This is a genomic window from Actinoplanes xinjiangensis (genome assembly GCF_003148685.1).
Taxonomy (GTDB): Bacteria; Actinomycetota; Actinomycetes; order Mycobacteriales; family Micromonosporaceae; genus Actinoplanes; species Actinoplanes xinjiangensis.
On record NZ_QGGR01000046.1, the window covers coordinates 1 to 11,630 of the forward strand.

At 71.8% G+C, this 11,630-nt stretch carries 12 protein-coding genes; 4 read left to right on the forward strand and 8 right to left on the reverse strand.

Going from position 1 to position 11,630, the window contains the following annotated elements; genetic code table 11:
• Positions 1-274 precede the first annotated feature (274 nt).
• Positions 275-712 (forward strand): CBS domain-containing protein, encoded by a 438-nt coding sequence (locus BC793_RS46040; RefSeq protein WP_109602982.1) that lies wholly within the window; start codon positions 275-277, stop codon positions 710-712.
• Positions 713-874: 162 nt separating this feature from the next.
• On the opposite strand, the gene BC793_RS46045 is transcribed toward BC793_RS46040, so the two are convergent.
• The 3 genes from BC793_RS46045 to BC793_RS46055 all read right to left on the reverse strand — a co-directional run bounded on the left by BC793_RS46045 (position 875) and on the right by BC793_RS46055 (position 3,380).
• Entirely contained in the window at positions 875-1,108 is a 234-nt protein-coding gene (locus BC793_RS46045; RefSeq protein WP_109602983.1) for a hypothetical protein, read from the reverse strand.
• 103 nt (positions 1,109-1,211) lie between these two features.
• On the reverse strand, positions 1,212-2,744 hold the full coding sequence (locus tag BC793_RS46050) for a tyrosine-protein kinase domain-containing protein (protein ID WP_109602984.1): 1,533 nt from the start codon (positions 2,742-2,744) through the stop codon (positions 1,212-1,214).
• 87 nt (positions 2,745-2,831) lie between these two features.
• Positions 2,832-3,380, reverse strand: a complete 549-nt coding sequence (locus BC793_RS46055) for a hypothetical protein (protein ID WP_109602985.1) — start codon at positions 3,378-3,380, stop codon at positions 2,832-2,834.
• Between the two features lie 181 nt (positions 3,381-3,561).
• On the opposite strand from BC793_RS46055, the gene BC793_RS46060 reads away from it, so the two are divergent.
• The gene (locus BC793_RS46060; RefSeq protein ID WP_109602986.1) at positions 3,562-5,061 is read left to right on the forward strand and encodes an alkaline phosphatase D family protein; all 1,500 of its coding nucleotides are present in this window, start codon (positions 3,562-3,564) and stop codon (positions 5,059-5,061) included.
• Between the two features lie 3 nt (positions 5,062-5,064).
• Here BC793_RS46060 and BC793_RS46065 read toward each other — a convergent pair whose 3' ends face one another.
• On the reverse strand, positions 5,065-5,367 hold the full coding sequence (locus tag BC793_RS46065) for a protealysin inhibitor emfourin (protein WP_109602987.1): 303 nt from the start codon (positions 5,365-5,367) through the stop codon (positions 5,065-5,067).
• 52 nt (positions 5,368-5,419) lie between these two features.
• Positions 5,420-6,340 carry a siderophore-interacting protein gene (locus tag BC793_RS46070; protein ID WP_109602988.1) on the reverse strand — a complete coding sequence of 307 codons (921 nt, stop codon included), beginning with the start codon at positions 6,338-6,340 and terminating at the stop codon, positions 5,420-5,422.
• A 164-nt stretch (positions 6,341-6,504) separates the two neighbouring features.
• Here BC793_RS46070 and BC793_RS46075 point away from each other — a divergent pair, with 164 nt between their 5' ends.
• On the forward strand, positions 6,505-6,972 hold the full coding sequence (locus BC793_RS46075) for a response regulator (protein ID WP_109602989.1): 468 nt from the start codon (positions 6,505-6,507) through the stop codon (positions 6,970-6,972).
• A gap of 387 nt (positions 6,973-7,359) precedes the next feature.
• Here BC793_RS46075 and BC793_RS46080 read toward each other — a convergent pair whose 3' ends face one another.
• Genes BC793_RS46080 through BC793_RS46090 form a run of 3 tightly spaced genes read right to left on the reverse strand, consistent with a single transcriptional unit; the run spans position 7,360 to position 10,633 of the window.
• The gene (locus tag BC793_RS46080; protein ID WP_109602990.1) at positions 7,360-9,015 is read right to left on the reverse strand and encodes a methyl-accepting chemotaxis protein; all 1,656 of its coding nucleotides are present in this window, start codon (positions 9,013-9,015) and stop codon (positions 7,360-7,362) included.
• A 54-nt stretch (positions 9,016-9,069) separates the two neighbouring features.
• Entirely contained in the window at positions 9,070-9,927 is an 858-nt protein-coding gene (locus tag BC793_RS46085; protein WP_109602991.1) for a universal stress protein, read from the reverse strand.
• Positions 9,928-9,970: 43 nt separating this feature from the next.
• Positions 9,971-10,633, reverse strand: a complete 663-nt coding sequence (locus BC793_RS46090) for a type 1 glutamine amidotransferase domain-containing protein (RefSeq protein ID WP_109602992.1) — start codon at positions 10,631-10,633, stop codon at positions 9,971-9,973.
• 74 nt (positions 10,634-10,707) lie between these two features.
• Here BC793_RS46090 and BC793_RS46095 point away from each other — a divergent pair, with 74 nt between their 5' ends.
• Positions 10,708-11,538 (forward strand): LysR family transcriptional regulator, encoded by an 831-nt coding sequence (locus BC793_RS46095; protein WP_239170717.1) that lies wholly within the window; start codon positions 10,708-10,710, stop codon positions 11,536-11,538.
• Positions 11,539-11,630: the final 92 nt, after the last annotated feature.

An 11,630-nucleotide genomic window follows, 5' to 3' on the forward strand; every position in this document is an offset into this window, starting at 1 on the left:
CCGATGGTACTGCACTCGGGAGGGTGTGGGAGAGTAGGACGCCGCCGGACTCAACGTAAGGAAAGGCCCACCCGGGTAACGGGTGGGCCTTTTCTGTGTTTCCGGGACGGGACTCCGCCGGCGGTCGCGGCGCAGCCGAGTGGGTGATCTTGCGGTTGGTGAGGGGTGGAGCGTACCGAAAAAGGGTGTCCTTCTTGACAGGGACGGCTCCGGTTCGGCATAGAGGGGGGTAACGCGGGGCCGACCGGTGCAGGACCAGTGCGAGGGAGGGACGATGCGGATCAGCGACATCTTGCGAGTCAAGGGCGAGCAGGTGGTCACCGTCAGACCGGATGCGAGTATCGAACGGCTGTTGGCCGTTCTGGCGGAACACGGGATCGGCGCGGCTGTGGTGTCGCGGGACGGTTCGGTGGTGGACGGGATCGTCAGTGAGCGGGACGTCGTGCGGGCCCTCGCGGCCCGCGGTGCGGCGGTGCTGGCGGAACCGGTGAGTGCGATCGCGACCACCCAGGTGCGGACGGTCGCGCCGGAGGCACAGCTGGAGGAGGTCGAGCGGTTGATGACCGAGCGGCGGTTCCGGCACGTGCCGGTCGTGGTGGACGGTGTGCTGCGCGGGGTCGTCAGCATCGGCGACGTCGTGAAGAACCGGATCGGGGAGCTGGAGGACGAACGAAGCACCCTGACCGGCTACATCACCGGCGAGCGGGTGTGAACGCCGGGCAGAACCGGTCGGCGCGGTTGTGAGGGCCGGATGGAACCGGTCGGCGCGGCTGTGAGGGCCGGGTAGAACCGGCCGGCGGGTCGCGTGTGAGGCCCGGGTTGGGGAACGGCCGGCGCCACCGTCCATGCGGACGGTGGCGCCGGGTTCGGTGGGTCAGCGGTGCAGTAACGCGGCCAGACGATTGCGGCCGCGGGTCGTGACCTTGGCGGAGCGACGCCTGCTCAGGAGCACGGCGGCGGCTGCCGCGGCGGCCAGGACCAGGGTGGTCGCGGTCGCCGTCTTCTTGGGATGGTTGCGCACCGTCTCGGTCACTCGCCGGCGCGTGGGTTCGGACGTGCCGTTGATGTCGGCGGGGACTTCACTGATCGTGGTCTGGTTCGTGGTCATAGCTCACCTCTCCGGTAAGACTCGCAGGGCTTGGCGGCCGTATGCCCGTTGTATGCCGGGATCCAACCCTGCGTCACGGTTCATTCACGCTTCAGCGCCGACGTTAATCCGACACCGCCGCGGGCGTTGTCACCGATCCGACAGGACTAGTCCCCTCGGGCTCGGCGTCCTCGCGTTCGTCGTCGTCGGGTGTGGTGGTGGCCTGCCGGGAGCCGTAGATGACCGGGACGGCCACCGTCTTGGTGCGGGCGTGGTAGTCGGCCAGCGGGTCGTCCTTGATGTCCTCCGCCTCCACGTCCACGTAGGAGTGCGAGGTCACCGCGGGTGGCGCCACGTCGTCGGCGTCGGACAACAGGCGGTCGCGGGCGGGTGGCGGCGCCGTGGGTGGCCGGGTGCGGGCCCGCGGTACCAGGGCGCCGCCGCTCTTCGGCACGTTCACCAGCACCGGGCTGACGTTGCCGTGCACGACGTCGGCGAGTTCGGCGAGGGCGCGGCGGACCGTCTGACGGCTGGTACGGGCGAAGTTGCCGACCAGCAGCACCCGGTCGCTCAGGGCGGCCAGGGCGATCGCGTCGGCGGCGCTGAGCACCGCCGGCGAGTCGAGGACGATCACGTCGGCGTGTTTCTGCACCGCCCGCAGCACCCGGGCCAACTGGGCGCCGTCCAGCAGGTCGACGTGCTCGCCGTCGCGGGGACCGGCCGCAATGAGGCGCAGGCGCGGCTCCGGGGTCTCCTCCAGCACCTCGGAGACGGTGGTGTCGCCGTCGAGCAGCGTGGTCAGGCCGTGGTCCCCGGTGGTCTGGAAGACGTGGTGCAGCCGCGGGTTGCGCAGGTCGGCGTCGACGAGGACGACGTTACGGCCGGACCGGGCGAGAGTCACCGCCAGGTTGGCGGCGGTGGTGGTGCGGCCCTGCCGGTCGCCGGGACTGGTCACCAGGATCGTGGTCGCGCCGGTCGGGCGCAGTGACGGCTGGAGGCGGGCCCGCAGGTAGCGATAGGACTCGGCGGCCGGCGACCCGGGTTCGCGGACCACGATCGGGACGCCGCCGGGGCGCCGGTGGCGGGGCACGGTCGCCAGCACCGGCGAGCCGGTCAGCGCCGCGTAGTCGTCACGGTCGCGGATCGTACGGCGGGTACGGGCCCGCAGGAACGCGGTGCCGGTGCCGAGCAGCAGCCCGGCGACGGCACCGGCGGCCAGGTACCAGGGGAGCGGGCGGGCGGCCGGGGTGGTGGGCAGGTTCGGTTCGCTCAGCACCGACACCCCGGAGCGGTAGGCGGCGTACGACTCGACGAGCGCCCGGGCCCCCAGGTGTGCGCTGAACGCGTCGTCGGCGGTGTAGACGAACCGCAGCACGTTCGCGCCCGGTGGCACCTCGATGGCCAGGCCGGTCAGGAACGTGCCGGTGTCCTGCCCGACCCGTCCGGCGGCCGGGCGTGCCACCGCGTCGGACAGGATGATCCGGCGTTCCGTCTCCAGGTCCTGTCGGGTCTCGATCAGGACGGTGGCCGCGGACTCCCAGACGGGCCGGGCCGACCGGTGCAGGCCCCAGGCGGCAGTGACGGTCGCGGTGATCACGACCAGTACCCAGAGGCCGTATCTTCGCAGCACCCGTGTGCCCCGCCCATAGGTCGTCATCGCTGGTGGTCCTCCCCGTTGCCTGACTCTCAGGCCGGGAATTCTCTCACCGCGGGTGACTCTCCGCTTCGATCATTACGGCGATTCTCAGCGGACGACGGTCAGCCCGCTCCGGCGCGGGGAACGGAGGCGCCGGTAGGCGTTGACGGCGAACGGCGCCAGGAACAACGCGATGACGTCGCGGACGAAGGGAACGACGACGGCGGACTCCTCGAAACCGACGTCGATGACGGCCCAGATCACCATCCCGGCGCCCGCCGTCAGCACCGCGATCCCGGCCAGCGGGAGGACGGCGGCGCTCGGCCGGCGGAACCGGTCGCCGTGGCCCCGCCAGTAGCCGGGCAGCCAGAGATTCAGCAGGATCGCGAAGAGCAGCGACGGCAGGACCGCCCACCCCACGATGGCGAGCGACAGCAGCAGGCCCGCGCCCTGCAGGGTGGCACCCACCGCGGTGGCGGTGGCCAGCATGATCACGTCGAAGCGGCGGCGCCGGTAACCGGCCTGCGCGGTCAGCCATACGCCGCCGACCACGAGCGGGGCCAACGGGAAGACCGGAACCAGCGGGGCGATCAGGAATCCGGCCAGATACACCGTCACGAACATGGCGGAGCGCAGGGCGTAGCGGGGGTTGCTCACGTCGGCGACGTTCGGCAGGTCACGGCCGGGTCTGAGCGTTTCGGCAAGTGCCCGGCAAAGTCCCGTTTCGTCCAGGGCGGCCGGGCGTTCGGCGATTGCTTGCGCTTTCTTGTGGTTCGCGTCATCGGGGGTAGCCGGGCGGCGGCGGTGGCATTCACGCGGCGCCCCGATCGTACGCATCATGACGCGCATCGATCGCCGTTACTTCATTCTCGGTGGCGCCGCAGCCGCTGGATCGCTCGTTCTGTCCTCCTCCGCCACGGCCGGCCCCCTGAATCCGTTCAGGCTCGGCGTCGCCTCCGGTGATCCGGCCCCGACCAGCGTGGTGCTCTGGACGCGGCTCGCGGTCCGGCCGCTCAACGCCGACGGGCACGGCGGTATGCCCCGCAAACCCATCGCCGTGCAGTGGCAGGTGGCCACCACCGCACGGTTCAGCCGGATCGTCGCCTCGGGCACGGTGAACGCCCGCTGGGCCGACGCGCACTCGGTCCACGTCATCGCCCGGGGACTGCAGCCCGGCGCGGTCTACTACTACCGGTTCCGGGCGTTCGGGCAGATCTCGCCGGTCGGGCGGACGCGTACCGCCCCGGCCGCCGGCACGTTCGGCCCGGACCTGCGGATCGCGGTCGCCTCATGTGCCAACTACGAGAACGGCTACTACACGGCGTACCGCCGGATCGCCGAGGAGAACCCGGGGCTGGTGCTGTTCCTGGGCGACTACATCTACGAGGAGAGCGGGAGTCCGGGGCGGGTCCGGTCGCACGCCGGCGGGGAGACGGTGACGCTGGCCGACTACCGGCGGCGGTACGCGCAGTACCGTACCGACCCGGATCTGCGGGCCGCGCATGCCGCCGCACCGTGGCTGGTGGTGCCGGACGACCACGAGGTGGAGAACAACTACGCGAAGCTGGTACGGGGCAACAGCCGCCCGGCGCTGACCACGGCGCAGTGGCGCGCCCGGCGGGCGGCGGCGTACCGGGCGTACTACGAGAACATGCCACTGCGGTCGGCCTCGTTCTACCGCCGGGTGGGATGGGGCCGGCTGGCCACCTTCCACATGCTCGACACCCGGCAGTTCCGCGACGACCAGCCGTGCGGCGACTACTGGAAGGTGTGCGCGGCCGCGGATGCCCCGAACCGCACGATCACCGGTGCGGCGCAGGAGAAGTGGCTGCTCGACGGTCTGGCCCGGCACTACGGCACCTGGGACGTGCTCGGCCAGCAGGTGTTCTTCGCCCGGTACGCCGACGAGACCGGCGCGGCCAACATGGACGCCTGGGACGGGTACCGCGGCGCCCGCGACCGGCTGCAACGAGGCTGGCTGCAGCGCGGGGTGCGCAACCCGCTGGTACTGACCGGGGACGTGCACGCGGCGCTGGCGAACGACCTGAAACTCGACTACCGCGATCCCGGCTCGGCGACCATCGGCACCGAGCTGATCTGCACGTCGGTCAGCTCGAACGGGGACGGCACCGCGCTGCGGGAGGTGCCGTGGCCCGGGGTCAACCCGCACATCAGGCACTACTCGGAGCGGCGCGGGTACACGATGGTCACGATCGGGCAGGATCGGATCCGGGCCGACTTCCGGGTGCTGCCGCGGGTCAGCCGGCCGGGCGCGCCGGTGTCGACGAATGCGTCGTTCGTGGTCGAGGCCGGGCGGCCCGGCCTGCACCGGGTGTGAGCGTCAGCGGGCGGCACTGGTCAGGAACCGCAGGAGAGGGCGTAGTTCCACCGGTACGCACGGTTCGGCCACGGTGCCGCGCCAGTGCCGCCCGCCGTACTCGACGGCCAGCTGGTACCGGGTCAGGTCGGCGTTCGAGGCGGCACCGATCTGCGCGCCCACCCGGGTCAGGTCGATCTGCTCGACCAGGCTGGTCAGCTGGGCGGCCTGGTCGCGGGGGAGGGTGTCGGAGTCCAGGACGACGCGCAGCGACCGGGCCCGGAATCCACCCGATCGGCGCAGCTCGGCTCGTACACGAAGGGTCACCCCTCCGACGGTGTCACCCGGCCGCCCCGGGCGCTGTCAGATCAAGGGCAGTTCAGCACTCGGGGCGGCCCAGGCGCCAGTAGCCCATGAACGCGACCGCGCGCCGGTCGACGCCACACTCGGACACCAGATGGCGGCGCAGCGTCTTGATCACCGCGGCCTCGCCGGCCAGCCACGCGTAGAACCCGTCCGGGGTGCCCGCCGACTCCTCCGGCACCTCCCAGAGGATGTCGTGGTCGACGTCGACGTCCTCCAGGTCGGCCGCCGCCGGGGTCCGGCAGTCACCGAGCAGCTGCTGCGCGACCTCGCGCACTGCCGGGACCAGCGTGACGCCGTGCTCGGCACCGTCGCGCGGCAGCCATGTCACCGTGAACCCGGCCGGCTTCGCGAGGTCGAACCGGTCCCCGCTCTCCGGCACCTCCAGCAGCGCGTGACCGACCGCGTCCTGCGGCAGGCGGGACAGGATCGACGCGATCGCCGGGACCGCCGTCTCGTCGCCGACCAGCAGAATCCGGCGGGTCGCGGCCGGCGGGTGGAAGTCGATGCCGCCGGACCTGCCGGTGAACTCGGCGTTCGGCCCCATGATGCACATCTTCGAACCCGGGCGGGCGGCCACCGCCCAGCGCGACGCCGGGCCGTTCACCCCGTGCAGCACCATGTCGACGTCGACCTCACGCTGCTCGGCGCGGACGTTGCGCACCGTGTACGTCCGGATCGGGTTGCGCTGTGCGTCCGGCAGGGAACGCCACCGCGTGTACCAGTCGGGGCCGGTCGGCAGGTGGTCGTGGCCGGACTCCTCCAGCGGCGGGATGAGCTTGATCCGCTGGTCCCACCCGTTGTCGGCGAACCGGGCCAGATCCTCGCCGGTGAACGTCACCCGCACGAAGTTGGGGCTCAGCCGGACGATGCGGGCGACCTCGACCGGGAAGAACCGGAACGGGGACACCTCGGTCGGCACGACGGTCTGGGTCACGGTCGCCTCCTTGTTTAGGTAACCCTAACCTAACCGCTCGGTCCGTCGGTGTCACCACCGGCCCCTGCCGCCTCTCTGCCTTCGCACCACGATCGCAACCGTGGTGATTCTGCGGTCCGGGGAGTTCACGCCGATCAGAACGGTCCCAGCAAGAAGGAGATGACATGCCCCAGACCCCGTCCGCCACGACCACGGCACTGACGTTCAGCGACGCCGACGCCCTGCCGTGGCCCGCGGACGACTGGGCAGCGGCCCTCCAGCCGCCCACCGTCCTCATCGCCGACGACGACGGCGACGTCCGCGACCTCGTGGCGGTCAAGCTGCGCGCCGCCGGCTACCGCGTCCTCGAGGCCGACAACGGGCGTACCGCCATGTCGCTCGCGGTCAACGAGCGCCCGTCGCTGGTCCTGCTCGACGTCTCCATGCCCGGCCTGGACGGTCTCGGCTTCTGCTACGAGCTGCACTCGTCCCCGCAGACCGCCCACATCCCGGTGATCATCGTCAGCGGCCGCGGGAACGCCTCCGACGTCATCCTGGGCGAGATGGTCGGCGCCGAGGACTACCTGGTCAAACCGTTCAGCCCGGCCGAGCTCCTGCGCCGCGTCCAGCACCTGGTGCCCGCCCACCCCTGATCGTCTCCGGTCCAGGTTCGCCTGCCCGGCCCGCTTCGGCGGTGCTCCGGGCAGGCGATCTCCTTCTTGTACGGCCACCCGCCCCGTGCCTGTGCCGACACGCGACCACCGCCCGGGCGCGGCCACCCTCAGCGCCCCGGCCGCCGCCCCCTGCACCGCCTCTCACCGGGCCACAACGGTGGATCGCGCCCCGGCTGGTCCACACCGCTGTCTCGGGCGCGCCGAAACAGCGGTGGCAGCCAGCCAGATCTCCCCGGCTGGTCCTCACCGCTGTCTCGCGGCGTTTGAGACAGCGGTGACAGCCAGCCAGATCTTCCCGGCTGGTCCTCACCGCTGTCTCGCGGCGTTTGAGACAGCGGTGAGGACCAGCCGGGCAAGATCGGCGGGTCAGACCCGGAAGCGCTGGACGACCTCGCGGAGTTCGCCGGCGACCTGGGTGAGTTCGCCGACCGAGGACTCGGCCTCGCCGAGGGCGGCCGTGGTGGCGTGGGCGGCGCTGGCGACGGCGTTGATGTTGCCGGCGATGACCGAGCTGCCGTTGGCGGCCTCGCCGATGCTGCGGGACATCTCGTTGGTGGTGGCGGTCTGCTCCTCGACGGCGGAGGCGATCGTCACCTGATAGTCGTTGATCTCGGAGATGATGCGCGAGATCTCCTGGATGGCGACGACCGCGCTGGACGTGTCGGCCTGGATCGCCTCGACGCGGCGGGCGATGTCCTCGGTGGCCTTCGCGGTCTCCTGGGCCAGGTCCTTGACCTCGGTGGCGACCACGGCGAAGCCCTTGCCCAGTTCACCGGCCCGGGCCGCTTCGATGGTGGCGTTCAGGGCGAGCAGATTCGTCTGCTCGGCGATCGCGGTGATCACCTTGACGACGTTGCCGATCTCCTCCGACGACGTGCCCAGTTTGGCGACCGTGTCGTTGGTGGTCTGGGCGACGCCGACCGCGCTGGAGGCGACCTGGGCGGCGTTGTTGGCGTTCTCCGAGATCTCCCGGATGGAGGCGCCCATCTCGTCGGAACCGGCGGCCACCGACTGGACGCTCGCCGACACCTCGCCGGCGGTTCCGGCGACCAGGCCGGCCTGTTCGGAGGCTTCGCGGGCCTCGGCGTCCAGGCGGGTGGTGATCGACGTGAGGCGCTGGGTGACGTCGCCGAGCACCTCGGCGCCGTGGTTGAGCTGGCGGACGCTGGTGAGCAGACCCTCCCGGGCGCGGTTGGTGGCCTCGGCCATCTGGCCGAGCTCATCGCGGGAGCGGACCTCGGCGGGCACCGTCAGGTCGCCGTCGGCCACCGCGCGCAGGGCCGTGGACACCGTCGCCAGCTGACGTTTGATCAGCCGCATCACGCCGATGCCGACGAAACCGGCGATCACGAAACCGAGGGCCAGCCCGCCGAGCGTCATCCAGAGGGCCCGGTGGTACGCGTCGTTGCCCTCCTTCGCCATCGCGTCCGCGCCGGCCTCCTCGGCCGCCTGGAGATCGTTCATGGCGTCGGCCATGCCGGCGTCGCCCTTGTTGAACGCGGGGAGGATGTCCTGCGGGGCCGGCATCTGGAACCCGGACGGCGGCGCCTCCTGGAAGATGATCACGTTGCTGAGGCCGCGGTGATACTCGACGGCCTCGGCGAACGCGTCCAGTTTCGCCAGGCGGTCGGTGGCGCCGGATGCGGTGGCGATCTCGCGGTAGGCGGCGAGGGCGTCGTCGATCCGGGCGGCCGCCACGTCCTTGTCGTCGAGACCCGTCTGTTTGAGGCCGGGGTCGTTGCCGCTGACGCCGGCGTTGTATTTGAGGGCGCTGCGGAACCACTCGGTGAGCCCGTGCCGCATGTTCGCGATCAGTTCCATGCTGTCGACGTGCTGGTCCTTCATGTCCTGCAGGCTGTCGCGCAGGGTGGCGATCCGGGACAGGGCGACCGCGGTGACGACCACCGCGACGAGGGCCACGCACGCGGCGGCGATGGTGCTCTTGAGCAGCAGACTGCGATCGCCGAGGACGCGTTCCAGCATGGTGCGCCGGGTCGGCGTGGTGATGGTGTCCGCCTGCATGGCCCCCACTGTAGGAGCCGTTCCGGGTGATTTTCGGCAGAATGCCCAGGTCGGTCAGCGGAGGCCGTGTACCAGGGCGATGCTGCACCGGGCCCGGTGCAGCAGGTGCCGGCCGATCGACGCGGAGAACGGCACCCGCAGCACCCGCCGGGTCCGCGCCCCGGCCACCACGAGCTGGGCGCCCGCCGCGGCCTCGGCCAGCACCTCGCCGGGCGCACCGACCAGGACCTCGGCGGTGACCGGGACGTGCGGGAACCGGCCGCGCCAGCAGTCGACCACCGCCTCCAGGCGGTGCCGCTCGGCCGCGACGGCGCTCAGGTTCGCGTCGCAGAGCAGGTCGCCGCCGGGCGCCGGCCAGCCGTGCACCGCCCGGACCGGCACCCCCCGGACCGCGGCCTGCTCGAAGGCGAACCGGAGAACCGTGGCGGCGGCCGGCGAATCGTCCACTCCGGCCACCACCGGGGCGGTGTCCCGGGGCTCGCCGCGCACCACCACGACCGGGCAGCGGGCGTGCGTGCTCACCGAGACACTGGTCGAGCCGAGCAGCGCCCGCACCGCGGAGTGCCGTGGCCCGCCGACCACCACGAGCGAGGCCTCGGCACTGCGCTGGGCCAGGGCGACCGCCGCCGTACCGTGCTCGACGCGGGTACGCAACCGGACACAGGGGTGGGTCACGGCGGCCGTCTCCAGGGCCCGGCCCAGCATCTCCCCGACCGCGTCGTCGGTGTCCGCGTCCGGATAGACGGCGGCAGCGGGCATCATCGCCGCGGCGGGGACATAACTGGGCCATTCGTACGCGTAGAGCAGCTCCACTGTGGCGTCGGTTCGCCGCGCCTCGTCGAGGGCCCACCGCGCGGCCTTACGGGCGTCGGGCGAGCCGTCATAACCCACGACGATCCTCTGGGTGGCCACGGCGCCTCCTCCTGAGTCCTCCCCTGATCGTCGTGGGTCGGACTCACTTCTTCAAGACTGCCACGACGGCTTCGGCGACACCCGTCGACGACGCCGGGTTCTGGCCGGTGACCAGGGTGCCGTCGGTGACCACGTGCGGCTGCCAGTCGTCGGCGCCGCTGTGGTGCGCGCCGAGCTGCTCGAGGCGGCTCTGCAGCAGGAACGGGACGACCTCGGTGAGGCCGACGGCGTTCTCCTCGCTGTCGGTGAACGCGGCCACCCGCTTACCGGCGACCAGGGGTGTGCCGTCGGAGAGGGTGAGCCCGATGAGGGCGGCCGGGCCGTGGCAGACGGCGGCCACCACGCCGCCGCGCTCGTAGAGGGCACGGGCGAAACCCGCGAGAGCGGGGTCGGACGGGAAGTCCCACATGGCGCCGTGCCCGCCGGCGAACAGGACCGCGTCATAGCCGGCCGGGTCCAGCCCGGCGAAGGTCGGGGTCTGCTTGAGCGAGACCTGCTCGGTGAACTCCTTCTGCACCGGGTCGGACAGGTCGGCGCCGTCGACCGGGGGCTCGCCGCCGGCCACCGAGGCGAACTCGACCGTGTAGCCGGCGTCGGTGAAGACCCGCCACGGGTGCGCGGCTTCGGGCAGGTAGTAGCCGGTGGAACGCAGGCCGCCCAGGTCGCCGTGACTGGTGAGGCCGATCAGGATCGTGTTCGTCGTCATGCCTGAACCATGCCCCTGCCGAGCCATCGGGAACCAACAGGAAATCTGAAGTCAGTTATAGGAATACTGATGACGTGCTCGACCTGCTGCATACCTTCCTGACCGTCTACCGCGCCGGGACCATGACGCGCGCCGCCGAGACGCTCGGCCTCGCCCAGCCCACCGTCACCGGGCAGCTGCGCACCCTGGAGGGCCGGATCGGTCAGCCGCTGTTCGTCCGCGGCGCCCGGGGGGTGACCCCCACCGCGGCCGCCGACGATCTGGCCCGGCGGCTGGACGGGCCGATGGACGCCCTCACCGCGGTGGCGTCCGGGCTGCTCGGGTCGCCGGCGGCCGGCCGGACCGTGCACCTGGGCGGGCCGGCCGAGCTGATGAGCGCCCGGGTGCTGCCCGCGCTGGCCGGGGTGATCGCCGGTGGCACCGACGTGCGGGTGCGCCTGGGGTTGGCCGACGACCTGCTCACCGAACTGGCCGACGGGCGGCTCGACCTGGTCGTCAGCGCGATCCGGCCGCGCCGGGCGGGGCTGCACGCCGAGCCGCTGTGCGACGAGGAGTTCGTGCTGGTCGCCGCGCCCGGTGTGGATCTCTCCCACCTGCTGGCCTACGCCGAGGAGCTGCCGATCATCCGGCGCTGGTGGCGGCATGTGCTGGGCACCCCGCCGCCGAAGCGCGCGGTCCTGGTCGTGCCGGACCTGCGGGGGCTGCGGGCCGCCGCGGTCGCCGGAATCGGCGCGACCGTGCTGCCACGGTATCTGGTGGAGGAGGAACTGCGGACCGGGGCGCTCGTCGATCTGATGCCCACCGAGGATCCGCCGATCAACACGCTGTATCTGGCCACCCGGGCCGGCGCGCCGGATCTCGCCGAGATCCGGGCCGTCCTCCTCGCGGCCGCCCGGAACTGGTGAAGGTTACCGGGATCACCCATCCACGGTGCGGGATCGGAAACAAGGAGTTGATCTGGGGCGGTTATCGTCCTCGCGCTGCGCCTGGGTTTAGC

Excerpts from the sequence above, each read along its gene's own strand:
- BC793_RS46090 (WP_109602992.1), bottom strand. The coding sequence starts at position 10,633 with ATGACGACGAACACGATCCTGATCGGCCTCACCAGTCACGGCGACCTG.
- BC793_RS46050 (WP_109602984.1), bottom strand. The coding sequence starts at position 2,744 with ATGACGACCTATGGGCGGGGCACACGGGTGCTGCGAAGATACGGCCTC.
- BC793_RS46040 (WP_109602982.1), top strand. The coding sequence starts at position 275 with ATGCGGATCAGCGACATCTTGCGAGTCAAGGGCGAGCAGGTGGTCACC.
- BC793_RS46080 (WP_109602990.1), bottom strand. The coding sequence starts at position 9,015 with ATGCAGGCGGACACCATCACCACGCCGACCCGGCGCACCATGCTGGAA.
- BC793_RS46060 (WP_109602986.1), top strand. The coding sequence starts at position 3,562 with ATGACGCGCATCGATCGCCGTTACTTCATTCTCGGTGGCGCCGCAGCC.
- BC793_RS46075 (WP_109602989.1), top strand. The coding sequence starts at position 6,505 with ATGCCCCAGACCCCGTCCGCCACGACCACGGCACTGACGTTCAGCGAC.
- BC793_RS46045 (WP_109602983.1), bottom strand. The coding sequence starts at position 1,108 with ATGACCACGAACCAGACCACGATCAGTGAAGTCCCCGCCGACATCAAC.